30 protein-coding genes and 1 tRNA gene are annotated in these 20532 nt (G+C 58.9%); 13 read left to right on the plus strand and 18 right to left on the minus strand.

The window, feature by feature from the left end:
- Nucleotide 1 precedes the first annotated feature (1 nt).
- The 3 genes from KUG85_RS04795 to KUG85_RS04805 are packed head-to-tail and all read right to left on the minus strand — an operon-like array spanning nucleotide 2 to nucleotide 3617.
- Nucleotides 2–1813, minus strand: a complete 1812-nt coding sequence (locus KUG85_RS04795; RefSeq protein ID WP_223004316.1) for an anti-CBASS protein Acb1 family protein — start codon at nucleotides 1811–1813, stop codon at nucleotides 2–4.
- Complete coding sequence (terL, locus tag KUG85_RS04800) at nucleotides 1814–3292, minus strand: phage terminase large subunit (protein ID WP_255606254.1); 1479 nt, start codon at nucleotides 3290–3292, stop codon at nucleotides 1814–1816. It lies immediately after the preceding gene.
- Entirely contained in the window at nucleotides 3231–3617 is a 387-nt protein-coding gene (locus KUG85_RS04805; RefSeq protein WP_223004317.1) for a hypothetical protein, read from the minus strand. The genes terL and KUG85_RS04805 overlap by 62 nt, the downstream gene beginning before the upstream one ends.
- Before the next feature lie 49 nt (nucleotides 3618–3666).
- On the opposite strand from KUG85_RS04805, the gene KUG85_RS04810 reads away from it, so the two are divergent.
- Nucleotides 3667–4236, plus strand: coding sequence for a hypothetical protein (locus tag KUG85_RS04810; protein WP_223004318.1), 570 nt, complete (start codon nucleotides 3667–3669; stop codon nucleotides 4234–4236).
- A gap of 22 nt (nucleotides 4237–4258) precedes the next feature.
- Here the strand turns inward: KUG85_RS04810 and KUG85_RS04815 are convergent, their stop codons facing one another.
- Both KUG85_RS04815 and KUG85_RS04820 read right to left on the minus strand, forming a co-directional pair.
- Nucleotides 4259–4480: a hypothetical protein gene (locus KUG85_RS04815; protein ID WP_223004319.1), complete on the minus strand. Its 222-nt coding sequence runs from the start codon at nucleotides 4478–4480 to the stop codon at nucleotides 4259–4261.
- Entirely contained in the window at nucleotides 4477–4629 is a 153-nt protein-coding gene (locus KUG85_RS04820) for a hypothetical protein (protein ID WP_223004320.1), read from the minus strand. Before KUG85_RS04820 ends, KUG85_RS04815 begins: the two co-directional genes overlap by 4 nt.
- 291 nt (nucleotides 4630–4920) lie before the next feature.
- Between KUG85_RS04820 and KUG85_RS04825 the strand changes: the two genes are divergently transcribed.
- Nucleotides 4921–5160, plus strand: coding sequence for a YMGG-like glycine zipper-containing protein (locus tag KUG85_RS04825; protein ID WP_370633321.1), 240 nt, complete (start codon nucleotides 4921–4923; stop codon nucleotides 5158–5160).
- 27 nt (nucleotides 5161–5187) lie between these two features.
- Here KUG85_RS04825 and KUG85_RS04830 read toward each other — a convergent pair.
- The 13 genes from KUG85_RS04830 to KUG85_RS04890 all read right to left on the minus strand — a co-directional run bounded on the left by KUG85_RS04830 (nucleotide 5188) and on the right by KUG85_RS04890 (nucleotide 12583).
- Nucleotides 5188–5264, minus strand: a tRNA-Met gene (locus tag KUG85_RS04830).
- Nucleotides 5265–5270: 6 nt separating this feature from the next.
- On the minus strand, nucleotides 5271–5987 hold the full coding sequence (locus KUG85_RS04835) for a hypothetical protein (protein WP_223004322.1): 717 nt from the start codon (nucleotides 5985–5987) through the stop codon (nucleotides 5271–5273).
- Entirely contained in the window at nucleotides 5984–6436 is a 453-nt protein-coding gene (locus KUG85_RS04840; protein ID WP_222474264.1) for a hypothetical protein, read from the minus strand. Before KUG85_RS04840 ends, KUG85_RS04835 begins: the two co-directional genes overlap by 4 nt.
- Nucleotides 6433–6762, minus strand: coding sequence for a hypothetical protein (locus tag KUG85_RS04845; RefSeq protein WP_223004323.1), 330 nt, complete (start codon nucleotides 6760–6762; stop codon nucleotides 6433–6435). Before KUG85_RS04845 ends, KUG85_RS04840 begins: the two co-directional genes overlap by 4 nt.
- A complete protein-coding gene (locus KUG85_RS04850; protein ID WP_223004324.1) occupies nucleotides 6759–7031 on the minus strand; it encodes a hypothetical protein in 273 nt (90 codons plus the stop codon). Before KUG85_RS04850 ends, KUG85_RS04845 begins: the two co-directional genes overlap by 4 nt.
- On the minus strand, nucleotides 7028–7216 hold the full coding sequence (locus KUG85_RS04855) for a hypothetical protein (RefSeq protein ID WP_223004325.1): 189 nt from the start codon (nucleotides 7214–7216) through the stop codon (nucleotides 7028–7030). The genes KUG85_RS04850 and KUG85_RS04855 overlap by 4 nt, the downstream gene beginning before the upstream one ends.
- Nucleotides 7213–8679 carry a DnaB-like helicase C-terminal domain-containing protein gene (locus KUG85_RS04860; RefSeq protein WP_223004326.1) on the minus strand — a complete coding sequence of 489 codons (1467 nt, stop codon included), beginning with the start codon at nucleotides 8677–8679 and terminating at the stop codon, nucleotides 7213–7215. The genes KUG85_RS04855 and KUG85_RS04860 overlap by 4 nt, the downstream gene beginning before the upstream one ends.
- Nucleotides 8676–9278 carry a RuvC family protein gene (locus KUG85_RS04865; RefSeq protein ID WP_223004327.1) on the minus strand — a complete coding sequence of 201 codons (603 nt, stop codon included), beginning with the start codon at nucleotides 9276–9278 and terminating at the stop codon, nucleotides 8676–8678. The genes KUG85_RS04860 and KUG85_RS04865 overlap by 4 nt, the downstream gene beginning before the upstream one ends.
- Nucleotides 9279–9851, minus strand: coding sequence for an MT-A70 family methyltransferase (locus tag KUG85_RS04870; RefSeq protein WP_223004328.1), 573 nt, complete (start codon nucleotides 9849–9851; stop codon nucleotides 9279–9281).
- 88 nt (nucleotides 9852–9939) lie between these two features.
- Nucleotides 9940–11211: a DNA cytosine methyltransferase gene (locus KUG85_RS04875; protein WP_322098557.1), complete on the minus strand. Its 1272-nt coding sequence runs from the start codon at nucleotides 11209–11211 to the stop codon at nucleotides 9940–9942.
- 52 nt (nucleotides 11212–11263) lie between these two features.
- A complete protein-coding gene (locus tag KUG85_RS04880) occupies nucleotides 11264–11803 on the minus strand; it encodes a hypothetical protein (protein ID WP_223004330.1) in 540 nt (179 codons plus the stop codon).
- Between the two features lie 3 nt (nucleotides 11804–11806).
- Nucleotides 11807–12373 carry a hypothetical protein gene (locus KUG85_RS04885; protein WP_223004331.1) on the minus strand — a complete coding sequence of 189 codons (567 nt, stop codon included), beginning with the start codon at nucleotides 12371–12373 and terminating at the stop codon, nucleotides 11807–11809.
- Between the two features lie 42 nt (nucleotides 12374–12415).
- On the minus strand, nucleotides 12416–12583 hold the full coding sequence (locus tag KUG85_RS04890; RefSeq protein WP_223004332.1) for a hypothetical protein: 168 nt from the start codon (nucleotides 12581–12583) through the stop codon (nucleotides 12416–12418).
- An 835-nt stretch (nucleotides 12584–13418) separates the two neighbouring features.
- On the opposite strand from KUG85_RS04890, the gene KUG85_RS04895 reads away from it, so the two are divergent.
- From KUG85_RS04895 to KUG85_RS04945, 11 genes are all read left to right on the plus strand, one after another.
- Nucleotides 13419–14273 (plus strand): S24 family peptidase, encoded by an 855-nt coding sequence (locus tag KUG85_RS04895; protein ID WP_223004333.1) that lies wholly within the window; start codon nucleotides 13419–13421, stop codon nucleotides 14271–14273.
- 1014 nt (nucleotides 14274–15287) lie between these two features.
- Complete coding sequence (locus tag KUG85_RS04900; protein WP_223004334.1) at nucleotides 15288–15602, plus strand: hypothetical protein; 315 nt, start codon at nucleotides 15288–15290, stop codon at nucleotides 15600–15602.
- Nucleotides 15602–15784 (plus strand): hypothetical protein, encoded by a 183-nt coding sequence (locus KUG85_RS04905; protein WP_223004335.1) that lies wholly within the window; start codon nucleotides 15602–15604, stop codon nucleotides 15782–15784. The genes KUG85_RS04900 and KUG85_RS04905 overlap by 1 nt, the downstream gene beginning before the upstream one ends.
- On the plus strand, nucleotides 15784–15999 hold the full coding sequence (locus tag KUG85_RS04910; RefSeq protein WP_223004336.1) for a hypothetical protein: 216 nt from the start codon (nucleotides 15784–15786) through the stop codon (nucleotides 15997–15999). Before KUG85_RS04905 ends, KUG85_RS04910 begins: the two co-directional genes overlap by 1 nt.
- Complete coding sequence (locus KUG85_RS04915) at nucleotides 15996–16397, plus strand: zinc-finger-containing protein (RefSeq protein ID WP_223004337.1); 402 nt, start codon at nucleotides 15996–15998, stop codon at nucleotides 16395–16397. The genes KUG85_RS04910 and KUG85_RS04915 overlap by 4 nt, the downstream gene beginning before the upstream one ends.
- A 116-nt stretch (nucleotides 16398–16513) precedes the next feature.
- On the plus strand, nucleotides 16514–17563 hold the full coding sequence (locus KUG85_RS04920) for a PD-(D/E)XK nuclease-like domain-containing protein (RefSeq protein WP_223004338.1): 1050 nt from the start codon (nucleotides 16514–16516) through the stop codon (nucleotides 17561–17563).
- Nucleotides 17563–18681 carry a recombinase family protein gene (locus KUG85_RS04925; protein ID WP_223004339.1) on the plus strand — a complete coding sequence of 373 codons (1119 nt, stop codon included), beginning with the start codon at nucleotides 17563–17565 and terminating at the stop codon, nucleotides 18679–18681. Before KUG85_RS04920 ends, KUG85_RS04925 begins: the two co-directional genes overlap by 1 nt.
- Nucleotides 18678–18866: a hypothetical protein gene (locus KUG85_RS04930; RefSeq protein ID WP_223004340.1), complete on the plus strand. Its 189-nt coding sequence runs from the start codon at nucleotides 18678–18680 to the stop codon at nucleotides 18864–18866. The genes KUG85_RS04925 and KUG85_RS04930 overlap by 4 nt, the downstream gene beginning before the upstream one ends.
- Nucleotides 18866–19333, plus strand: coding sequence for a hypothetical protein (locus KUG85_RS04935; protein ID WP_223004341.1), 468 nt, complete (start codon nucleotides 18866–18868; stop codon nucleotides 19331–19333). The genes KUG85_RS04930 and KUG85_RS04935 overlap by 1 nt, the downstream gene beginning before the upstream one ends.
- Before the next feature lie 11 nt (nucleotides 19334–19344).
- Nucleotides 19345–19872, plus strand: a complete 528-nt coding sequence (locus tag KUG85_RS21220) for an HNH endonuclease signature motif containing protein (protein WP_223004342.1) — start codon at nucleotides 19345–19347, stop codon at nucleotides 19870–19872.
- A complete protein-coding gene (locus KUG85_RS04945; RefSeq protein WP_223004343.1) occupies nucleotides 19869–20180 on the plus strand; it encodes an HNH endonuclease in 312 nt (103 codons plus the stop codon). Before KUG85_RS21220 ends, KUG85_RS04945 begins: the two co-directional genes overlap by 4 nt.
- Nucleotides 20181–20532 lie beyond the last annotated feature (352 nt).

Raw genomic sequence — 20532 nt, forward strand, 5'->3', positions numbered from 1 at the left:
TTCAGTCCTCCCGGACCTCTTCAAAGACTTCCGGGCCAAGCACGATGCGCCCCCGATAGGGCTCGATCTTCGCCAGGTCGACATCACCGCCAATCTGGATCGAGATATGTGGCTGATAGTCCGGCCAATTCCACGAGGCTCCGGCCTCGACAATCTCGCGATGACGCCAGACCAATTCGTTGGCGGTGATCAGGAGCGCGAAATAGCGTCCGTCATCGCCCAGCCGTTCCATCTGGCGCGGCCCACCGGCAGCGATATCCAGCTTCTCCGACCATGAGTTACCGACCTTGAACCAGTCTACCGGCGCGCGGCTGTACGCGATGGTGACATGAAGATCGGGCACTATGTCCGTAAAACCCTGTGACTTTGCCCACCGGATGATATCGGACTTGTTCACCACATCTCGACGCACATACAGCGTGCGCGGTGCAGCGTCGGTGGCTTGCTGCCGCTCTTCCTGTGCCGGCGCTGCCACTGCGATCAGATCGTCGTCGTCGTCATCTTGATCGGCCAGACCGCCATACTTGTCGATGGCCGCTTCAAGCCCCGGCAAGCTACCATCCTCGACAAGAGAATTGACGAGTGCGTCAGACAGGGCCTCGATAGGCATGAGAGACGGGGAAGCCCCGCCGGTGCCAGCAATCGCCCGACCCGCGTCAGCTTTGATTTTGAGAATGTCGGCCTTCTGCTTCTCTGACATCTGCTCCAGCGGTGCCCAGACATAGAACACGCTTGGATCGCGGGTTCCGAGAGCGGAACGGATCAAAGCTTCATCCAACCGGGTCATGGCCGGCTGCATTTCGAGCTCCTGCGCCGACTGGATCCGATCATGGTAGTTTCGCATGTCGCTCTCGCCCGTGGCGTTGAGCCCGCCGGGGGACTGACCAAACAGCCGCGTCATCGGGATGTCTGCGGCGCCGGACACGTTCTGAAAGAACCGATCCATGATATCCGGCAGCGTGGAGAACTCGCCGTTCTTCTGTTCGTAACTCTCTTTGGCGTCGAGCAACAGCATGCCGTTGTTGCCCTTCATCGTCGCAGCAAGCCGGTACCGGTTGCGGATTGCCTGCTCCTGCACCGGGTCTTTTACTGCATCGGCAAAGCCCTCTGCCGTGATGACGTCGATCTTGGCCTCGAACACGAGACTGGCGATATTGGCGGAGGTTGCATCCGCCTGCTTTACCGCCTCCATCACGGATACCAACACGCTGTCGCCCCATCCGTGCTTGAGTCCGGAAGCGATGTCATTGTCGGGATGCTCGTTTCCAACAAAGATGACCAGGCGCGTGGGATGTATCCTCACCATGCCCAACGTGGTCGAGTTTATCTGGTAATCCTTCGGCTTCCCGTAGAACTCCGAGAGCGGGTCCTGCTCGATGTCGCCTGGCGTAAGCTGGCGGGTGGTCAGGACGGTCAGGAAGCGAATGCCCCCCTTCTTCACTGCCTCAAGGTTCAGCGGCTTGGCCGGGTCATCGTCACCCACATCGAAATAGATCGCCGCCCCGCCGAACAGCCGAGCCTTCTTGCGCGCTTCCAGCACCTTTGCCTTGACGCCAAGGCGTTTTTCTTCGGCCTCCAGAAGCTCGATCTGCTTTGCCTTCGCCTGCCAGTCACGCCAATTCCGGCATGAATCAAGCGCCGGGATATCCACGATCTTCCGAGGAAGCCACGATCCCCGATAGGCATTGACAAGCTGCTGTTCGTCAATTTCCGGCTCGGCATAGTAGACCGACGCCGCCTTGTCGCGTTCTGTCCCCAGACCGGACGTCAGGCTTGCAAGCCCATCGCGAACCTTTGTCAGGATATTGGCCATCTACAGTGCTTCCCAGATATTGGTTGTGCCGCCGCAGATTTCCGTCACTGCATCCATGAACGGGTCCACCTGGTCATCGAAAGAGCCATCAGGGAATGCCAACAGCTCGGACACGAGGGTCTTGCGCCATGTCGCATTTCTCGGGATCGACACCAGGCCAGCGGCGACGGCCGGCACAGCATCGAGGCCGCGGGTCAGCTTGTCTTTGTCGCGCTGGATTGCCACCACTGGGATGGACTTGCGCCTGAGGCCCTGAATAAGCCCTGTTCCAGACACCTTGTCCTCGACAGCCATCTTGCGAAGAACGCCATATTGATTGGCGTCCATTTCCTTGCAGCGCGCCCATAGGCTGAGAGCTGTGCTTTCAAGTTCCGGCGCCTCAAACCTGCCGCGCACCAGGTCGAGCAAGTATGCCTTCCCATCCTCGCCGCATCCCCAATGCTCAAAGACGGTGTAATCGTTTCGTTCCTTGGTCTTTTGGGCCGTATCGACGTAGATCGCACGCCATCTCAATTTCGGCGGCTGGTCATGCTCTTGCAGCCAATCGGCCTTGAACAGATTTCCGCCCGCAACTGTCGGCTCCTGGGCATACTGACCCGAATAGACATGCGCTGCAGTTTGGAGCACATGTATTTGCTCAAGCGTATGCTTCTCCTCCCACAGCGGCCCATTAGGCAGCCCGTGCGGGATCAGTGTCACCTTGCCTGCCAGCGGTTCCGCCTCACCGTCTATCAGGACCGGCAGCTTGAGCAGGTGCCAGTTCTCGCCGCTCTCCTCCATCAGGTGCGCTGCAAAGTCATCCACATGCAGTCGCTGCATGATGACGATGACCGGAACATCCTCATGCGCGAGACGCGACTTGAATGTGTTCTCCCAGCGGGCGTTGATGAACTTGCGTGTCGCATCCGATGCCGCGTCATCCGGTTTGAGCGGGTCATCGATGATCAGAGCACCGGTAAAGCCCGGCTCTGCCAGAATGCCCGCACGAAATCCCGTAATGGGCTGGCCGGCAGCTGCTGCGCGCAGATGCCCGCCAGCCGTTGTTCTCCAGAGCCCCTTGGCGTTCTGGTCCGTCCGCATCTGTACCGGCCAGTGGGTCTGATACCCCGGCAGGCTGATGACGTCCTTGACCTTGGTCGAGTTGTCCAGCGCCAACGGCTCGGCGTAGCTCGCATGAATGAAGCGCGCCCGTGGATTGATGGCAAAGCCGCGTGCGATGAAGTTCACCACCGCGAGCTCGGTCTTACCGTAGCCCGGCGGAATATTGATGATCAGCCGCTTGATGTCGCCCCGGAACACCTGGTCGAGAACATCGCAAATCAGGCGGTGGAACTCGGCAACCGAAAACGGCTGCCCTTCCTTCTCCTTGAAGAACTTGACCGTGAAGGCGAGATGCGATGCGAGAAGCTGATGCCTCTCACGCTTGCGGTCCTCCTCGGTCCTCCTCGCTTCCTTCTCCTGCCGGATCGCCGTCAGCAATTCCGATCTGGACCAATGCGCGCTCAAGAAGATCTAGCTCCTCATTGGTCATGCCTTTGAGTTTGGCGACGTCCATCGTTTGAATTGGTCCGCCATTACGCCCTGTGTGCTGCATAGAGGCGAGTTTGGGATGGACGTATGGCGCCGCAGCCTTGGCCATATCATCGCGTCGCCCGGCATCTGCCTTCTCGTCCCGCATAACCTTCAACATGTAATCGAGCGGTGTGATCCCCGTGGCCGCGACCTTCTTTTGACGCTCTACTGTCGCTTTGTTGGGGATGCCTCTTTTGCGCCCCGCACCTGGTCTATTGCCGCCTCGTGCCATCTTTGATCTTCTACCGTAGCATTTGATTGTTTTTCAAAGGAGGTGGGAGGTGGAGCAATTGTTCTCCGCGTTCCAATCAGCATTCGATTTCTCGGCCCGTAAAGGCTGGATTATGTTTCTGTTTGGAACGTTAATGATCGTTCTAATGAAGGCTGGATCAATACCAACTGAGGACACACAGCCGGGTTGGTTTACCCTCTTCGTCGCTGTCGCAGTTCTTGGGGCCGTTATCCTGCTGGTCCATCTTTTCGCCTGGATGATTGGAAATCATCGATCACATGCGGCATACGAGGCCAAGAAAAAGTCACAGGCGCGACAGCTACAAGCGCTTTTCGAAGAGGGCCGCAGAAACCTTGACGTTCTGAACAGTACCGAAACGATGGTTCTTATCTGGCTTCTACGGCAAGAGAAGGAACGTTTCTCAGCTGAAATCAAAAACAGCAACGGAGCAATGGGGCTGCTCAACAAGGGCCTAGTTTACCGTGATGCTGGAACTCGCGCTGACAATGTATGGGTGATCAATCCTATGGTCTGGAATGAGCGCGAACCGATACTCGCACGACATGAAGATATCCAAACTCCACCTCAGCCGCCTTGGGACCCTTGGAACTCGTGGTAGGTTGAATCCTGCAGCAGAGCTGTTATTGCGGTTGGACGATGTTCTCGCGAATGTCATCAAAGCTCCGCGCCCTCGGCTCCTGATGCGCCGTACCCTTTGCGAACACCACCAGGTCACCATCTGCGATTTCACGCTGTGCACGATTGTCCCAGCCGCGATGAATGAAGTCCGGCGGCCCGAAGGCCTTCACCGCTGAGTGGTATTCCTCACCACGAAAGCCGACGAAGTGGGTGCAGTGCCTCAAATCAGTCCCACCACCCATAGGCAGAGAAGGCCGATGCCCCACAAGGGAGCGGTGACGACGGCGAACATGGTCAGCGCGATCCCGAGACTGGCGAGCGCCACCAGGCTGCCCAAGAGGATCAATGCCGCGTTTTCGAGCCGTTCGCGCATACCAGGTCTCCACATACGAGAAGCCCCAGCGCATGGCCGGGGCGTTCTGTGCATTTTTTGCAAAGAAGTCAGGACGGAACGGCCGGGATATCCCAACCATCTCGACTTGCGCCGCCGTCCTGGTCTGATCCCCCGCCTAACAGTCTTGTCGCTCGGCGGATTAGGATGCCTCTTCCTGCGTGTGTCGCTGAACCTCAGTCGCCCCGCCAACGCTTGTCGCTGAGCGCCATGTGTGCTTACCTTCCAACTTCGTCGGGTGGTGAAATCAAGAGGAACACAATGGTTCGGAATATGCTTGTCGTTGCGGTTGCGGCCATTGCCCTAGCTGGATGCACCACTACAGAACGGGACCTCAGTGTCGGAACGGCCGCAGGAGCAGTTGTAGGTGGACTGGCCGGCGGTGGTCGAGGTGCACTTATCGGCGCCGGTGCAGGAGCGCTTGGCGGCCTTCTCGTTCGTAACCTACGAAATGGCTACTGTGAGTACCGGGGCCGCAACGGTCGGATATACAGGGCTCGCTGCAGGCGATAGTTTGCAGGCTTCAAGCATTCCTGATTGTGGTTGCAGCGGGCGGATTCGAACCGCCGCTCTTCTGGTTATGAGCCAGACGGGATAGACCACTTCCCCACGCTGCTGAAACTCTATGCCGCTTCCTGCTTCCGCTTCTTGGCCTCTCTCTGGCGCCGGCGCTCATTGCGCCGCTCAGCCCAGGAGAAGTCCGCCGGATCGTTCGAGAAGTAGCTGGTGAACGCCTCGTCCGAGGCCCATGACGTGACGCCTCTTTCCTCGGCGCGCTCGTCTTCGATGTTGGGCTCAATATGCCCGTTTTCAGGGGGAACAGGGAACCCCTCATATTCGCAGTTATCGCAATTCTGCACACCCCTGCGAACAAGATGTGCGAAAATTGATGCAAGAGCGCGATTTTTCCGCGCCCTTCCCGTCTTCGGCGTGATGTCCTGACCGGCGCACCAGTCCTTGAAGAACAGCCGCTTGTGGTCGGCCATGCACCTCACCCAGGCGGCAAGCGCGGCTCTGTTGACCTCGTTGTCGACCAGCGCATACCAGCCCTGCGCCTCCTCGGCCTCCGAGATGTCTCGCGCCGTGTATTCGGTTTTCTCGAAGAACTCCCGCCGATAGAGCGCATGGGCGTCCTCGTCCTCTCGGAGAAGGCGGCAGGCGTTGGCCAGAGGATCGCGGCTGCGGCGCTCCCCTCGCCTGTGGCCCCAATTCCTCATGTCGTCGTCGGAATGGACGTAGGGGAGCTGCTGGGCGCGCAGCGGGGCCGGTCCCACGCGGTTGCCCACGTTCTCGATCTCCGCCGCCCTGATAAGGCGCTCTGCGATCTCTTCGATGTTCATGTCATCCTCCGGCGGTCATCCAGCATGTCGAGTTGATCAGAGTTTGGGCCGAAGCGGCGGAAAAGGCGCTCATAGACCATACCGCCGAGAGCGAAGCGCGTCGGGACAACGCTCCTCAGTTCCTGCGCCACAAATTGAAGCTCACCACCGGGGATCATGTCCCATGTCTCAAGCCATGCGCTTGCATCGCGCTCAATGATGCCCTGACAGGCCCTCACCATGTCCGAGACCATCCAAAAGCCGCTCTCATCCATGAGGAGTAGGTTGTTGCCGGCTTCCCTGATCGTGGTCAGTACCAGCCTTACATGGGCCTCTCCAAATTTGCGGTAGATCCGATCCAGCGTCACCACGGCCCGCGTTTCTCCCACTTCGGGATAACGATGGCCATCGATGACTTTGATGCCGAATTCATCGCAAAGGCGTTGGATATGAGCTGGGATGGCTGTCATAGGCCCATCTCCTCTAGAAACGCGTCGAGACCTTCGGGCTTCTCAGGGACAAGAAACATCGGCTTGATATCCTGGGCCCAATGCCTGCTGAGTTGCCATGAGAGCCGCGTCACGATGTTGTGCATTTTCACGATCTTCATCTCATCGCTGGTGCGCGCGATGCGCCGCTCCCACTTCCTGATCTCGCGCCACAGCCGTCGGTGTTCTCTGCGCACGCCCTCCGGCAATGATCGAAAGCACTTGCCGCAGATCATTTCTCCGGGGAACTCATCCGCTGGGCCTGTTCGCCGGCAACGCGGGTTGATGCAGGGAGTGCGATCGTTCACGCCTTTACGACCTCCACAGGCCGCTTTCCGGCTCGAAACAGCTTTCCGGCTTCCCAACGGTGCTCCGCCTTCGCGCGCTCGCTGGTGTAGTTGCCGTTCATGTAGGCGATCAGGGCAGCATGAGCGCCCTCCCTCGCTTCTCTGGCATTGCGGAATGGCTTGATCTCGCCATTCTCCATCACGGGCTTGTAGGCGCCGTGTTCACCGGCTCGGAATTCACCGATCCAGATGTATCCGTTGTGCCGGGCGCGGGCGTCGAAAGCGTTCATTGGTCCCTCGCCTTCTCATATCGATGGATTGCAAGTCGAAGCTGGTCCGACCGTTTCACCGTATCGGTGGAGATCAGACCGCCATTGCCTGACCAAGGCATGCCGGGGATGCCGTTAAGATCAACGTTCACGGCTTCGACCAGTGCCTTGGCAGCGTTCAGAAGGTCTGTGCTCATATCGGTCACAGGATCGCTCCTTCATCGAAGTCAAAACCGGGAGCCGTGTCTTCCACCAAGGAAGAGAACATCGTGTATTCGCCCTCGAACTTGATCTCAGGGCAGCGTCCGGGTTCGCCGCGCCGGCGCTTGTGGTTGATGATCGCGGCCTTGCCTTTCGATGCTTCCAATTTCTGGATCATGATCTGCTTTTTGGTGAGTTCCCCTTCCCGAACGCGCTCAGTCGGCATCGACGGTATCAATTCGCGATAGAGCGGTTCAGGACGATAGATCGAAAACCACACGTCGAGGTGTTGCTTGATCGAACTGCCGCCATAGGCATCTCCCATGACAGGCCGCAGGCTGCCGCCGGACTGGAACCTCTTCTTCCACTCATCGTTTCGCTGGATCAGGATCACGATGGCGACGTTCAGCGACTTCGCCATAGCCTTGAGACCGCGATAGAGTGCGTTGATCCGTTCGGCGAAGATGTCTCTGGGGTTCGGCAAACCGATCATCTTCGCGTGGTCGATGAACACCAGATCCAGCCCCTGGCTTTTCACCAGCCCTTCCAGTTTCACCCGGATATCGGAAAGCGTGCAATCGCCGAAGCCAACAATATGGAATGGGAGGTCTGTCGAGTCAGCCATTTCCCGCTCGATTTCCTCTTTCTCTCGGCTGTTGAGATTGAAAGCGTCCACACGGTCAAGAGGAATGCGGGCCTTTTGCGCCGCAGCTTGGAGCGCTGCCTCTTCTTCACTGATTTCGATGGAGAACAAAGCGGATCGGTATCCGCGCTCCGCCGCGAAACGAAGCTGTTGCAGAGAGAACGATGTCTTGCCGCCGCCGCTGTCCGACATAAGACCGATCAGGTTCCCACGCCTCATATCGCCAAGCGCCTCGGTGATTTCAGGCAAGAACCACGGGATGCGCGAAGCATGATCCCCGCTGTCTTTGGCTGCCCGGTCTACAGCGCGGGGAAGCACCACGCCATATTTGAGAGACGAGGCGCGCTCATTGCCTTCTCGAGCGACGTGAGAAAGCTGGTCGACTATCGTCGCGATGATCTTTTCCGGGTTGATGTTCGCCGGCATGTGGCGCGATATCTCGTCCAGCTCTTGAGCGATGCCAATCATCCGATGGCGCGACCACATTTCAATGATGGCGCGGCCATAGTCATAGGCGTTGATGACGTTCACCGCCTCAACGGCGAGCTGGGCGAGATACTGACCAAGTGTTTTCTCCCCGACCATCTCGGCAGAGGGCAGATATGGCTTCATCGTAATCGGGTTCGCCGCCCTGCCCTCGGCAATAAGCGTGCCTGCCGTCTCGTAGATCAACTGGTGCAACTTCTCTTGGAAGTGCATCGGCTGCAGAAAACCTGCGACACGCCAATAAGCATCGTTGTTGATCAGGATGGCGCCCAACAACGCCTGTTCGGCCTCAAGGGCATCCGGAAGCGCGTTCTGGAAATGCTGAGCGTGCACGTTCATGCTGCCCTCGCCTGTCCGGTGCGCAGGGCCATGAATGCCTGCTGGTGACGCTTAGGAATGAAGGTGCAGCGCTCCCACGAAACCGCGATGCCAAGTGCTTCTGCGGCGTCCCTTTGGGCTGCCTTGGTTGCAGGAAGACCAATGCCCTGCATTCGCGCATGCTGGATTGCGAGGTCCTTCCAGTCATCTTTCCCTTGCGGCTTCACGCCTTTGCCGAAATAGGCGCTCCGCCATGTGACCGGGGCAATGAGCCCCCAAGGGATGCGATAGGCGTCGAGAATGGCAATCGCAGCGCCCGCCAGAGACGAAAGCTGCAGCGCGTTTGGGTTGATCGTGGTTTCGGTCGCCTCGCCAGCCATATCCTTACGCTTGCGACCAAACGTCTGGACGTTGCGCTGCGGCATCTCAATCGCAACAAAATCGGGCTTGTTCGCCTTTAGATAAGGGATCATCTGCATGGCGAGGTGCCCGGCCTTCTCCTCACCATTGTCGCCAGCCGATTTCCACACATCGCAGTTCCATGTCCCGGGTCGTTCGCTGCGATCGATCAGTGCTCTCCCGCATGAAGTCGCGATATCCAGTCCCAAAATGAGTGCCATCTATGCTGCCTCCCCGAATTTGCCCGCCTCATCGCCCCAGACTGTCCAGTCGGGGCGGTTGGTGCGGCTGAAAAGCTCGATCCGGCGCGCGCGGGGCATCAACTGCTCGGCAGCCCGGTAAGCTTCTTCCGGTTTGCGGGAGTGCTCTCTGGCCTGCCCCATGATCAGCGACCGGACGGATTTGGTGGTCTTCGGCTCACCCCGCGTTCCGATCAGGATGGGTTCGTGAGCACTGCGGAAAATGTAGCCGGTTCCGAAGGCGAGCTTGCCGTTGACCGTCGTCTTGCCCCACGCTCCGGCTGTCTTGAAGGTAAAGCCCCAGGCATTCAGAACCTCGAGCGCCTGCGGCAGCATTGGATTGGTGGCCCAGAGCCACAGGAGCGCGTCTGGTGCGGCCAAATCGAGAACCGGCAGCGCTTTGATCTCGTCAAGGCTCTGACACCGGTACTGCGCCTGCGCAGACTTGCCCTCGCCCTTCTCCGAACGAAGCTCGAATGACCAAGCAGGGTCTGCCATAATCAGATCGAAGGAATGCGGGTTGATGTCGCCAAATGGCCAGTCGAACAATCGCATCACTCCCCTCCCCACATAGCCGCGCCAAGGATGAGAATGCCCGCAATGGCGATGGTCCAGTTGATGATCAAAAATCGGGTGCGCTCGGTCATGCTGCGGCTCTCATCGTGGAAACAGGAACGCCGTAGACGTCCATGAATGCCGCGATCACTTCCGCCGCGGCTTCCGGTACGATTGCATTGCCGCCAACGCGCCAGAGATCCACTCGGCCGGGAAGCCCATCAACCAGAAAGCGAATACCGGATTGGGCGCGCCGCGCTTTGCCATCGTGGCAGGCGATCCATTCGGCGTCAGACCAGTAGGTTCCGTTCCTTTGAGGATGCCGGGCACCGTGGGGTAGATCTTCCCACCCCGGTCGCGTTGATAGCCCCGTCCGGTCGCGTCGATAACCGTAGGCGTCGGGCTGTATGCCGGAAGTGGGTGCACGGTCGACAGCCGCTGCATCGCTTCGCCCAGATACAGAGGCGTAGTGTTCTGGCCAGCATTGCGCTTTCGAAAGGCTGCCGACTTGGCCAACGTCTGGTCTGATCTTGGCCGATCCAACGCCGTCATTGTTGGCCATTGACCAGCATTCTGCACCATCTGTCGCGGCAACTGGTCGATCCGGTTCCTTTCGCCCGCTTCCGTCGCCATGCCCGCGCTGTCCTTCCAGTCCCGTGCCGATGCCGTGATCCAATGCGCCGCTTGGGGCGGTGCAGTTCCCGCAGATGGTGGACAAGCCCCCGGGGAAGAATGGTCCAACTCGCCCACTTCCGCCGCAGGCTGGGCATTCGCCATGACGTATCCCAGATTGGGGCTGTTCCGGTTCGCTTCGCTCGGTGCCGGTCCCCGCTCGCCCTCGCTCGCTTTCACGGCCGGCCACGGCGATCCAATAGAGCCGGTTCCGTTGGTGTGGCGCGTCGACACTGCAAGCCGGGAAATCGATTCCCCGAGCGGTGAAGTCTTCTCGCGCCAGATCAGCGCGGACTCCGTCGAACCAACCATAGCCAGCCTTTCCCGCAACCTGCTCTCCCATGACGACAGCGGGCCGGCAGGCACTGATGAGGCGATGAAAGTCCGGCCACAAATGCCTTGGATCATCGGCTCCGAGCCCTTTGCCGGCCGCCGAGAACGGCTGACAGGGGCAAGAGCCGGTCCAGAGCGGTGCGTCGTCAGGCCATCCAGCAAGTCGAGCTGCGACTGACCACAATCCTCCGCCGGCGAAGAAATGGCATTGCGTGTAGCCTTCAAGGTCATGGGGTTCGACTTCCTTGATTGAACGCGTGTCGACGTCGCCATTCGCAATCACGCCTTCCTTGATGAGCGCGCGAAGAATGTGCGCCGCCGCAGGATCGATCTCGTTGTAGTAAGCTTTCATCATTCACCCTCTGTCGGGGTGCGCCGTCTAAGCCGCGGCGCAGGGCACGTAACGGCTACTCGGCGGCGACGGCCGTAGGCTCTTCGTCGGGAAACTCGGGATCGTCCTCATTCAGGACATGCGACAGATCCTTGTTGGCGAATGCGTGCCCGTCGTTGAGACCGCGCTGCCACTCCTGCCCTGCCTTGCTGTCGGCGCCATATGGGTTCGTCGCATCCTTGCGGAGCTTGCCGGCTGCAAGACCTTCCTCGTAGGCGCGCTCTTCGATGGGAGTGCGGTCTTCATCGAACATGTCAAACTGGCGGGCGACACCGTGACCGAACATGCGAGCAATGCGCAGGCGGCGCTTCATCGTGGCAATGATGTCGCCGGCATCCTTGTCTTCGAGTTCCTTCGCCCACTTCACGTCGGCCTTCGTGAAACCCAGGTTCTTAATCCGGTCGTAGATGCCGGCCATTTCGCCTTTCAGCCCGGCCATGTCGGAGTCGTGCTCCTTGATCTGCCGGAAGGCTGAGAGAAACTGCTGTTCCTCGAATTGTTCGCGTTCGGAGTTGTGGCCCACAGTGGCGGGTTCAGTCTTCTTCGACTTGCTCATAGATCAGACTCCACCTTGAAGATCAGGAGAGCGCCCCACGCCTGGAAGCGACCGCCCAAGGCGATCAATCTCCGGCCCGTAAAGATCAGGGTCGATCTCACGAAGCTGCGCGGCCAAGAGCGCGTTCTTTTGTTGCGCGATAAAGAGTTCGTGTTTTGCACGGCCAAGGCTTTCCTCGTTGTGGCGCGCGACGGCCTCACGGATGGCATCCGCAAGATCGGCCGGCACCCTCTTGATTTTCTTCCACCGCAACCTCTCGATGACGGTGATCGGCAGGCGCGCCGCACGCGCTGCCTTGTTGATTTGCTCCTTTGCGGAGCCTTCCCCGCCGAGCAGTCGAACTGCCGACGCCATTTCGTCTTGGATGGCTTCAACTCGAAACATTTCCGCCTCGCGCCGTGAGATTTCCCGGTCGCGCCTCTGTTTTTCCGTCATTTGGAAATTCTCGCTCGCTATGTTCGTGACGGTCGAACACAGCGACTGGGCCGGGAACTCCGGCGAGAGAGCCGAAGGGCTCAATTGGAAAAGGAAGGAAAGGAACGACGAATGAGCAGGACGACGCGCAAACATCAGCCTGGTCAGCTCGATTTGTTCCCTGAAACACTGCGGAGGTCATTTGCGCCTCCGCTGAAACGGGCTCATGGCAATGGCGGCGGCAACCGCCAGAGGCCAGACAACGCAAACTGCCCATTCACGGAGGCCCGTGGGCGCTTCCCGCTTTACGGCAGCAACCGCGCCTATGACGCCCAGCCCGTATAGGATGATGGCGAGGATCGTCATGCGGAGCTCTCCAGAACCGGAACTCCGGCATTTCTTAGAACGCGCTCAACCTCACAGGGAGCGCAGGGCTTGTCGGTTTCGCGCCGGATGGTTCTCGCAATATGCGTGGGCGTCTGACCGCGTCGCGCAGCCGCGAGCATCAGGTCAGTGTCCGCCACGGTCCATTTAAGGTTCAAATGCCATGCGGTGACGCTCTCGGCATGGTCGTGTGCCGGCCGGTCTTTCACAGTGCGATTTTCCATTTTGTCATCGAGAGGACGCGAGATGCCGGCCGGCTGGCCCTTGGATACCGTCTCGCACCCGAAGATCGTGCTGGAAGCAGAAGCCCCGCCACACCCAAGGGAATTTGTGTTCTGATAGGAGGTCATCGGTCACTCCATCATCGACATGCCGCACCGACCCTCGCAGGCCATGTGCAGGTGATTTCGTGGTCCGGCGAACCTGCCGTGAATGAAGTTGCCGCAGCGCGGGCATTCACATCGAGCGCGCTTCAGGCCCTTCCGAAGCATGACCTTTTTCAGATTGGAGGCGGTTTTGATGACCTCGCCAAACTGATCCATGAAGGCCGCCGGAGAGGATGCGGGAGGAGTTGCACCCTCCCCGGCATTCGCCGCGCGGGGGTGGGAGGGGACGCGGCGTTCTGGTGTCTGGTGGGAGGTCATGCGGCACCCCGCGCAGGAGTATCGGTAGATGGGAGCGCGAAAAAATCAGCCGGAGTAAGCTCGATGCCCTTTTTCTGTGCGTGCCGCAGGAGCAGCGGCGCATCTCCTTGTGGGATGTGCCCACCGGTCCCACCCCGTTGTTTCGGATACATCCAGCGGTACACGCGGGAGACGTGCTTCCCGGTGATCTTCGCAACGGCATCCACACCGCCAAGTTTGGCGATAACGGTACGGGCTGGTTCAAGGTGATCTTCACTCATGGCGACAATGTTTGCGATTATCGCGAGTTTCTGTCAAGTGATTTTTGCGAACTTCGCGATAGGAAATTTTGCGAAAGTCGCGATCATGCCGCTATGAGCGATCCGCAGCATGAAATCCGGCTCTGGATGCAAGAGCAGTTAAACCAGAGCCCACACGGCACCAAAGGCCGCTTGGCAAAGCACCTGGGCGTTCGCCCAGACGCTATTACGCGTATGGCAAATACCGACCCCAAGAAAGAAACCCGAGAGATCAGAGCTCATGAGCTGGATCTAATGCGGGCATTCTTTTCGCAAGCCGAAGGCGCACCGCAGGATGATGACGGCATGGAAGTGCCCGTTATGGGCCATGTCGGCGCAGGATCGGAGGTCATGCCAGACTTTGAGCAGGTGCCGCCGGAAGGCATCGACCAGGTTCATGTACCGTTTCATGTTCCGGATGATCTGATCGCCTTCACAGTCCGGGGCACTTCGATGCTCCCCTACATGCGCGAAGGCACGATCATCATCGTCTACCGGGAGCAGCAGAAGCCAATCGAGGCGTTTTACGGCCTTCAGGCAGCCGTAAGGACGGCAGACGGGAAACGGTTCATCAAAACCATTACACGCGGCAGCAACGGCGGCGTGAACCTGATCTCATGGAATGCCGAAGAGATGTACGACGTGCACCTCGAATGGATCGGAGAAATCTTCGCAATCCTACCGCCTTCCGCTACCCGAAAGGTCGAGCGCCAAGGAGGCATTCAGGGGCAGTTGAAGCTTAGGGCATAGAGGGGGAACTGATGCGCCAGAGGATTGCAGCAATCATCCTGACCGGGGCTCTTGCTGGGTGCAACACCACTTCTGACGATTGGGAGCGCTCGGGCAGCGGCAACAGCGCCGCGTTCGAGCGCGCCAAACAGATATGCCAAGGTAGAGCGGCCGGGAACTTCGGACAGACCCGGGGCGGACTACTTGTCCGAGCCGTGACGTCTGATGCAGTGTTTAAAGGGTGCATGGCCGAGCAGGGCTACATTGGAAAGGCTCCCTAGTTCCAAGGGGCATCATGCAGCACTCTTCCCTCCTGCGCTTGAGAGGTAGATACACCCCTCCCCTTTCAAGACGGTCCTTCACCACCACGCTAGGCGACTCTCCATCTAGAACCGGCGGCCATATGTCGGGCCGGTGAACACCATCAAGTCTCAATATCCGCAGGTGCCTTTGTTCTACCGGGGCCATCCGGTCTCCACCCCACATCCCATACTTGGCTGGTCAGGCCGGGAACTCTGTGGTCACCATTCAATCGGCGGCGGTGCTTCGATCCCTGCGTTTACTCCTCAAGCCATGTTCAAGCCATTCGGACGGCGTCTACCCGTCGAGACAATCCGATTCAGCCTGGGAACCGGCAACCGCTTGGTTTCATGGGCCGGATGATCGGCAGACAGCGGGACAAACCGTCGAAAGACCGCCGCTTCATGCGCTCCATCCACTCCATCTTGGCGGGAACCTCCGGGCAGACCCAAGATATTGCGAATTTCTGCGCCTTCGAGCGGCGATGACGGTTGCATAATCATTCCTTATCGTGCATAACCGTTGCGATAAATCAGCCTTCTCGAAGCCCCGGTCGGATCACCCCGCCGGGGCTTTTCTTTTCGCGCAATCGCAAAAGCCTGTCAAATAATTTTGCGATTATCGCGATTTGTTACTTGACAGATTTTGCGATTATCGCGAATATCCTCTCGCACACCGAGCACGAAGAAGCGCTTCCGCGCCGATCTGCCGGACACGATGGAGAGGAAGATAACGATGAGCCGATACGACTTCTGCCATACGATCCAAGACGAGAAGCTTGGCATTGGCGTCGTCTACGATCTGGAATGCGAAGTTGAGCTTTCCGTCGAACTGGATGCGGGCGTCCCGATGATCTCGGTGGATGCCGTCTATGTGGGCGGAAAGAACCTGTTTGACGGCTCCGCTTTGACGAAGTCCATCGCTGCCGAAATTGCGAACGCGGCCGAGAACGACGAGGCTTTGAAGGCGCTCGCAGTTTCCGACGAGGGGTTCACCTACCGCGGCCTCGGCGGAAACGACCCTGACGGCCGGTTTGTGAGGGCGCTCTGATGCCCTCCTTCGAATTCTTCCGCCAGCGAGCCGATCTGGAGCACGAATACCGCAAGGCCATGCGCCGCGCCCTCGTGCTGATCGATGCCGGCGAACTCTCCCATGCAGAAGGGCAGATCAAGGCCGCGAACGACTTCCGGGCAGCGATCAATGCGCTTGAAACCGAAAGGAAGGCCGCGTGATGGACCCCCGCGAATTTCACAACGCCCTGCGGATCATGTGGAACCTCGACCGTCACGAACTGGTCGAAGCCGGAGTGATCGACGCTGATCAAGAGGGTCACTGGCTGGCCTTCCGGGATCACCCTCACGCAACTGCAGTCCGAATGAACGACAAGCGCTTCGACCGGCTCTGCAAGCTGGTCGAGAGCCGCCAGCCGAAAAGGAGCGCGGCATGAGCAAGAAGCGGGACATCTTTTGTTGCGGCTGTGGCGAAACGGTTTCCGCGCGCTTTACGGATGGTGGTGAGGTCTACCCTCACAGGAAAGACCTGAAAGCCCTTCCGTTCTGGAAGTGCGATGCTTGCGGCAATTTCGTGGGGTGCCACCACAAGACCAAGAACCGCACCAAGCCGCTTGGCGTCATTCCCACACCGGAACTTAAGAAGGCGCGCCAGCATATTCACCGCATCCTTGACCCGCTTTGGAAGAGCGGGCGGTTCGATCGTCGCGAACTCTATTCAATGATCGCCCATGCCCTCGACATTGAGGAATACCACACTGCCGATATTCGCAGCATCGAGGAAGCCCGCAACGTGTACCGCACAGTCAAGGAACTGGAGGCCTCGCATGCATAGCGCCCTCCACTTCCACCTCCCATTCCAAAACCACCCGACCACCCGCGTGGCAATCATGATCGTCATCGGCGCGGTGTTCATCGGTTTTTTTGAAACGCCCCACTGAGGATTGAACCATGACCGATCTCGACACAGACGCAATGCAGTCCATCGGTGACCTTGCCTCGCGGATCGTTGGGAGCCTTTCCCAGGAAAGACAGTGGAACGGCAAGACGATCACCGAACCGGGCGTTTATTCCGGCATCACGCTCGACCAGTATCACCAGAAGCGCGATTTGCTGGATGGACCGTCGGTCTCAAAGTCAGCGTTGAAATGGCTTTTGCCAGCTTACGGTGGGTCTCCCAAAGCATTCTGGGGCCGCTGGGCATGGAACCCCGGCCACATCGAGCAGGAAGCCACGACAGCGCTCGACTTCGGCAAGGCCGCACATGCGCTTCTGCTTGGCGACGAGGTGTTTTCAGAGAAGTTCGCCGTTCGGCCGGATTACCGGCCCGAAGATGGCGAGTTACCACCCGTAGAGCGCAGGAAGTGGAGCGGCAACGCGAACGACTGCAAGGCATGGCTGGAGAATGCGTCCGAGAACAATCTGACGGTCATCACCGCTGAACAGATCGAGCGCATCAAGCGCATTGCCGAAGATGCATCGACATACCCGCTCATTCAAATGGGTGTCCTCAACGGCCGCGTTGAGCGCTCGATGTTCTGGAAGGACGAGGAAACCGGCATCTGGCTGCGTAGTCGCCCCGATGCGATGCCGAACGCAGATGGTGTGTTCGCGGACCTAAAGACCGCATCAAAATTCGATGAGGACTTTCTGGAGCGCCAGATCTTCGACGCAGGCTATTTTCTCCAGGCAGCCATGACGCGGATGATCTGCCGTTCGCTCGGTATCCCCTTTGAGACGTTCGTCCTGGTCTATGTGCTGAACGACGACGTTCCGGACACGGCACATGTCGAAATCTCAGCCCATGACATCGACCGTGGCGAGCGCGTCATCCGTTGGTGCCTGAACACTATCCGTCATTGCCTTGATGCCGATGACTGGCCGGGCGCGCGTCCGTTCTCAGGCGGCGAGCGGCATATCCAGATGAAGCCGTGGGCAAAATCCCGGCTCGACGACTTCCTCGACCATCAAGACCAGATCGCCCAGCAGGAGGCCGCATAATGAACCAGCTTGTCTCGCAGCAGAATACCTCAATCAACCAGGTTGGCATCGCTTCTGGGAATGGCTCTAAGATCGCCCCGCAGACACTCGGCGAGGTCGTCCGCTTCGCAGAGGTCATGTGCAAAGCAGACATTGCACTGCCGAAACACCTACGAGGTAACGCCGGGGCGTGCATGGCCGTGGCGCTTCAAGCTCTTGAATGGGAGATGAGCCCGTTCGCTGTTGCTTCGAAGTCCTATTCGGTCAACGGCCAGATTGCATATGAAGCCCAGCTCATCATGGCTGTTATCAACACACGATCCGGCATCGAAGGACGCTTGAAGTTCCGCTTTGAGGGCGAAGGTCCGGAACGGGTCTGCATCGCCTTTGGTAAAATTGATGGCGAAGAGCTCGAGGTTCGGTCTCCGAAGTTCAAGGACATCACCCCGAAGAACTCCCCGCTCTGGAAGTCCGATCCCGATCAGCAGCACTGCTACTACACCGCTCGGGCGTGGGGCCGGCGACACACGCCAGAGGTGATCCTTGGCGTCTACGACCGGGACGAAGCAGAGCAGTTCCGCGGGCCTGGCAACGCCAAGGACGTAACGCCTCCGTCGCTCATGTCACGCTTGCAGGCTCAGAAACCGTCTGGGGACATGCAGGAGGCGCGCGAAGGTTTCGACATGGCCAACGTGACGCGCGAGACCGAAGGGTTCTTCAGCGGTCAGGAAATCCACCAGGAATACAGTTCACCGGCAGAAAGCCCCACCGGTGACGGCAGTGGACCACTCGCCGCCTCTCCATCAGAGCGGTCCACTGCCGACAATTCACCCGCCACGGCGGATGAGGCCGGCTCGCAAGACATGGGAGAGAGCGAAAGCGGGCCGGCTTCCGTCGATCCGGATTGGCTCAAGACGTTCGCCAAAGCGATCATCGGCGCCATCGGTGAGGATGAGGTTGTCGTCGTCAATCAATCCAAGGGGCTCTTTGTCGAAGGCCTGAGCGACGAGGTTCGGGCCAAGGCGAAGTCGATCACCAATTACGCCCGCGCCTGCTGCCGGAATGAAATTGAGCTTGATGACTGCCGGGCAACGATTGCCGGCGTTGTCGGGTGCGAGGAGAAGGATCTGGTGGCATGACCATCTCAGCCGACACCCTCGCCGAGGTTGCGCGCTCATTTCCGAAGGGCAGCCGTGGCGCTCGGGCTATTGCCAGAAAGACGCTCGACCTGCGCACCGATGAGCTTCGCATTGACGTGATGTGCCTCGAACTGGCGCGTCTGGTTGAAGCAGAGGTCTCGGAGCATCAACGGAGGGCGCGCTGATGTCCTACGCATCAACGACAAACGTCTCGGTCAGCAAGACCAAGGGCGAGATCGACGGTCTGCTGAGGAAACACAAGGCCGCAGGCTTCGGCGTGTTCGAGGAACAGACACGCGCGATGCTGGTCTTTGAGATGTCAGAGCGCAGGATTGTCTTTCACCTTCCGCTCCCCGACCAGCTCGATAAGGAATTCGTCTTAACCGCCCGTGGCAAAGCCCGGTCTGCCGACGCTGCCCTTGCAGCATGGGAACAGGCCTGCCGCTCCAGGTGGCGGGCATTGTTCCTCTGTATCAAAGCGAAGCTCGAAAGCATCGAAAGCGACATTGAGAGCTTCGAGGATGCGTTTCTCGCACAAATCCAGATGCCGGACGGCCATTCGGTGTCTGAGCATGTCAAACCGCGGATCGCTCAGGCCTATGAGACCGGCACAATGCAGCCGCTCTTACCGGCGCCGAAAGGTGGTGCGTGATGGCAGTGCCCATGATCGACAATCCACTTGGCGGCCGCAGTGTCGAGGAATACCGTCAAGAGAGACGGTCGGCAGGCGCACCGATTACTCTTGCCTATTTTGAAGAGCGTTCGATCCCTGAGCCGAATTCTGGATGTTGGATATGGCTTGGTGCTCTACATAAGCGGCATGGCTATGGTGCTGTCAGGGCCTACGGCTCAACGACTCGCGCTCATCGACTTTGCTTCGAGGTCACATCGGGGCAGAAATTACCGTCGTCTATAGACGTTTGCCACACATGCGATGTGCGATGCTGTGTCAATCCAGATCATCTTTTTATGGGAACGCGAACCGACAACATGCAGGACTGCTCTGCGAAGGGTCGCATTGTTGTTCCTGAACTTCGCGGTGAAAGCTGTCCCGCAGCGAAACTGACCGAAGCACAGGTGCTTGCAATTCGTGCCGACCCCAGGTCGCAGCGCGCCATTGCTATCGCCTATGGGGTCGATAAAGGGACCATTGCTCACATTAAGCACAGGAAGACATGGAGGCACATATGAGCCGCTATGAATTCACTCGAAGGCAGCGCCTTGAAATCTGGCAGCGCGCCGACGGTCACTGCGAGAAGTGCAGGGCCAAGCTCAAGGTTGGCGAAGGCGAATACGATCACGTCATTGCGCAGGGCTACGGAGGTGAAAATACCGTCGAGAACGGTCAGCTTCTATGCCGCCCATGCCACAAGGGCAAGACAGCGGTTGACAAAGGTATCACCGAAAAAACGAAACGCATCAGGGACAAGCACTTGGGCGTGTATCCGAAGTCCAAGGCGAAGATCGCCGGGCGCGGCTTCCAGAAGACGCGAGGATGAGATGACACGCGAACAAATCAACAAGGCGCTGGAATGCGAAGGCGTTGACGACCCCGAAGAGCGTTGCCCACGCCATCCGAGCAAATGCGTTTGCTGGAGGCGAGAAGTGCAGATGGCTTACAGGGTCCGTGTTCTCACGGCAGTTTACGAGCGCGAGGGGATATTCGACAACCAGGCAAGGAGGCGCTGAAGGATGACAAAGCCCCTCCGTCACCGTCGATGCGAGATCGAGAACGCCGGTCGCGTAGCCCGCGATATGGGCCTGACCGTGCGCCTTGAGGTCGATGGAGCGATCACGCTTATCCCCGATACTCACAATGACCGATTTGACAGCGCGCCTCTGAATGGCGGC

This window comes from Nitratireductor rhodophyticola, assembly GCF_019891355.1.
GTDB lineage: Bacteria > Pseudomonadota > Alphaproteobacteria > Rhizobiales > Rhizobiaceae > Nitratireductor > Nitratireductor rhodophyticola.

Coding starts and splice junctions, on each gene's coding strand:
- KUG85_RS04795 (WP_223004316.1), bottom strand. CDS start 1,813: ATGGCCAATATCCTGACAAAGGTTCGCGATGGGCTTGCAAGCCTGACG.
- KUG85_RS04805 (WP_223004317.1), bottom strand. CDS start 3,617: ATGGCACGAGGCGGCAATAGACCAGGTGCGGGGCGCAAAAGAGGCATC.
- KUG85_RS04820 (WP_223004320.1), bottom strand. CDS start 4,629: ATGCGCGAACGGCTCGAAAACGCGGCATTGATCCTCTTGGGCAGCCTG.
- KUG85_RS04825 (WP_370633321.1), top strand. CDS start 4,921: ATGCTTGTCGTTGCGGTTGCGGCCATTGCCCTAGCTGGATGCACCACT.
- KUG85_RS04835 (WP_223004322.1), bottom strand. CDS start 5,987: ATGAACATCGAAGAGATCGCAGAGCGCCTTATCAGGGCGGCGGAGATC.
- KUG85_RS04840 (WP_222474264.1), bottom strand. CDS start 6,436: ATGACAGCCATCCCAGCTCATATCCAACGCCTTTGCGATGAATTCGGC.
- KUG85_RS04850 (WP_223004324.1), bottom strand. CDS start 7,031: ATGAACGCTTTCGACGCCCGCGCCCGGCACAACGGATACATCTGGATC.
- KUG85_RS04860 (WP_223004326.1), bottom strand. CDS start 8,679: ATGAACGTGCACGCTCAGCATTTCCAGAACGCGCTTCCGGATGCCCTT.
- KUG85_RS04865 (WP_223004327.1), bottom strand. CDS start 9,278: ATGGCACTCATTTTGGGACTGGATATCGCGACTTCATGCGGGAGAGCA.
- KUG85_RS04870 (WP_223004328.1), bottom strand. CDS start 9,851: ATGCGATTGTTCGACTGGCCATTTGGCGACATCAACCCGCATTCCTTC.
- KUG85_RS04875 (WP_322098557.1), bottom strand. CDS start 11,211: ATGATGAAAGCTTACTACAACGAGATCGATCCTGCGGCGGCGCACATT.
- KUG85_RS04880 (WP_223004330.1), bottom strand. CDS start 11,803: ATGAGCAAGTCGAAGAAGACTGAACCCGCCACTGTGGGCCACAACTCC.
- KUG85_RS04885 (WP_223004331.1), bottom strand. CDS start 12,373: ATGTTTGCGCGTCGTCCTGCTCATTCGTCGTTCCTTTCCTTCCTTTTC.
- KUG85_RS04890 (WP_223004332.1), bottom strand. CDS start 12,583: ATGACGATCCTCGCCATCATCCTATACGGGCTGGGCGTCATAGGCGCG.
- KUG85_RS04900 (WP_223004334.1), top strand. CDS start 15,288: ATGAGCCGATACGACTTCTGCCATACGATCCAAGACGAGAAGCTTGGC.
- KUG85_RS04905 (WP_223004335.1), top strand. CDS start 15,602: ATGCCCTCCTTCGAATTCTTCCGCCAGCGAGCCGATCTGGAGCACGAA.
- KUG85_RS04910 (WP_223004336.1), top strand. CDS start 15,784: ATGGACCCCCGCGAATTTCACAACGCCCTGCGGATCATGTGGAACCTC.
- KUG85_RS04915 (WP_223004337.1), top strand. CDS start 15,996: ATGAGCAAGAAGCGGGACATCTTTTGTTGCGGCTGTGGCGAAACGGTT.
- KUG85_RS04920 (WP_223004338.1), top strand. CDS start 16,514: ATGACCGATCTCGACACAGACGCAATGCAGTCCATCGGTGACCTTGCC.
- KUG85_RS04925 (WP_223004339.1), top strand. CDS start 17,563: ATGAACCAGCTTGTCTCGCAGCAGAATACCTCAATCAACCAGGTTGGC.
- KUG85_RS04930 (WP_223004340.1), top strand. CDS start 18,678: ATGACCATCTCAGCCGACACCCTCGCCGAGGTTGCGCGCTCATTTCCG.
- KUG85_RS04935 (WP_223004341.1), top strand. CDS start 18,866: ATGTCCTACGCATCAACGACAAACGTCTCGGTCAGCAAGACCAAGGGC.
- KUG85_RS21220 (WP_223004342.1), top strand. CDS start 19,345: ATGATCGACAATCCACTTGGCGGCCGCAGTGTCGAGGAATACCGTCAA.
- KUG85_RS04945 (WP_223004343.1), top strand. CDS start 19,869: ATGAGCCGCTATGAATTCACTCGAAGGCAGCGCCTTGAAATCTGGCAG.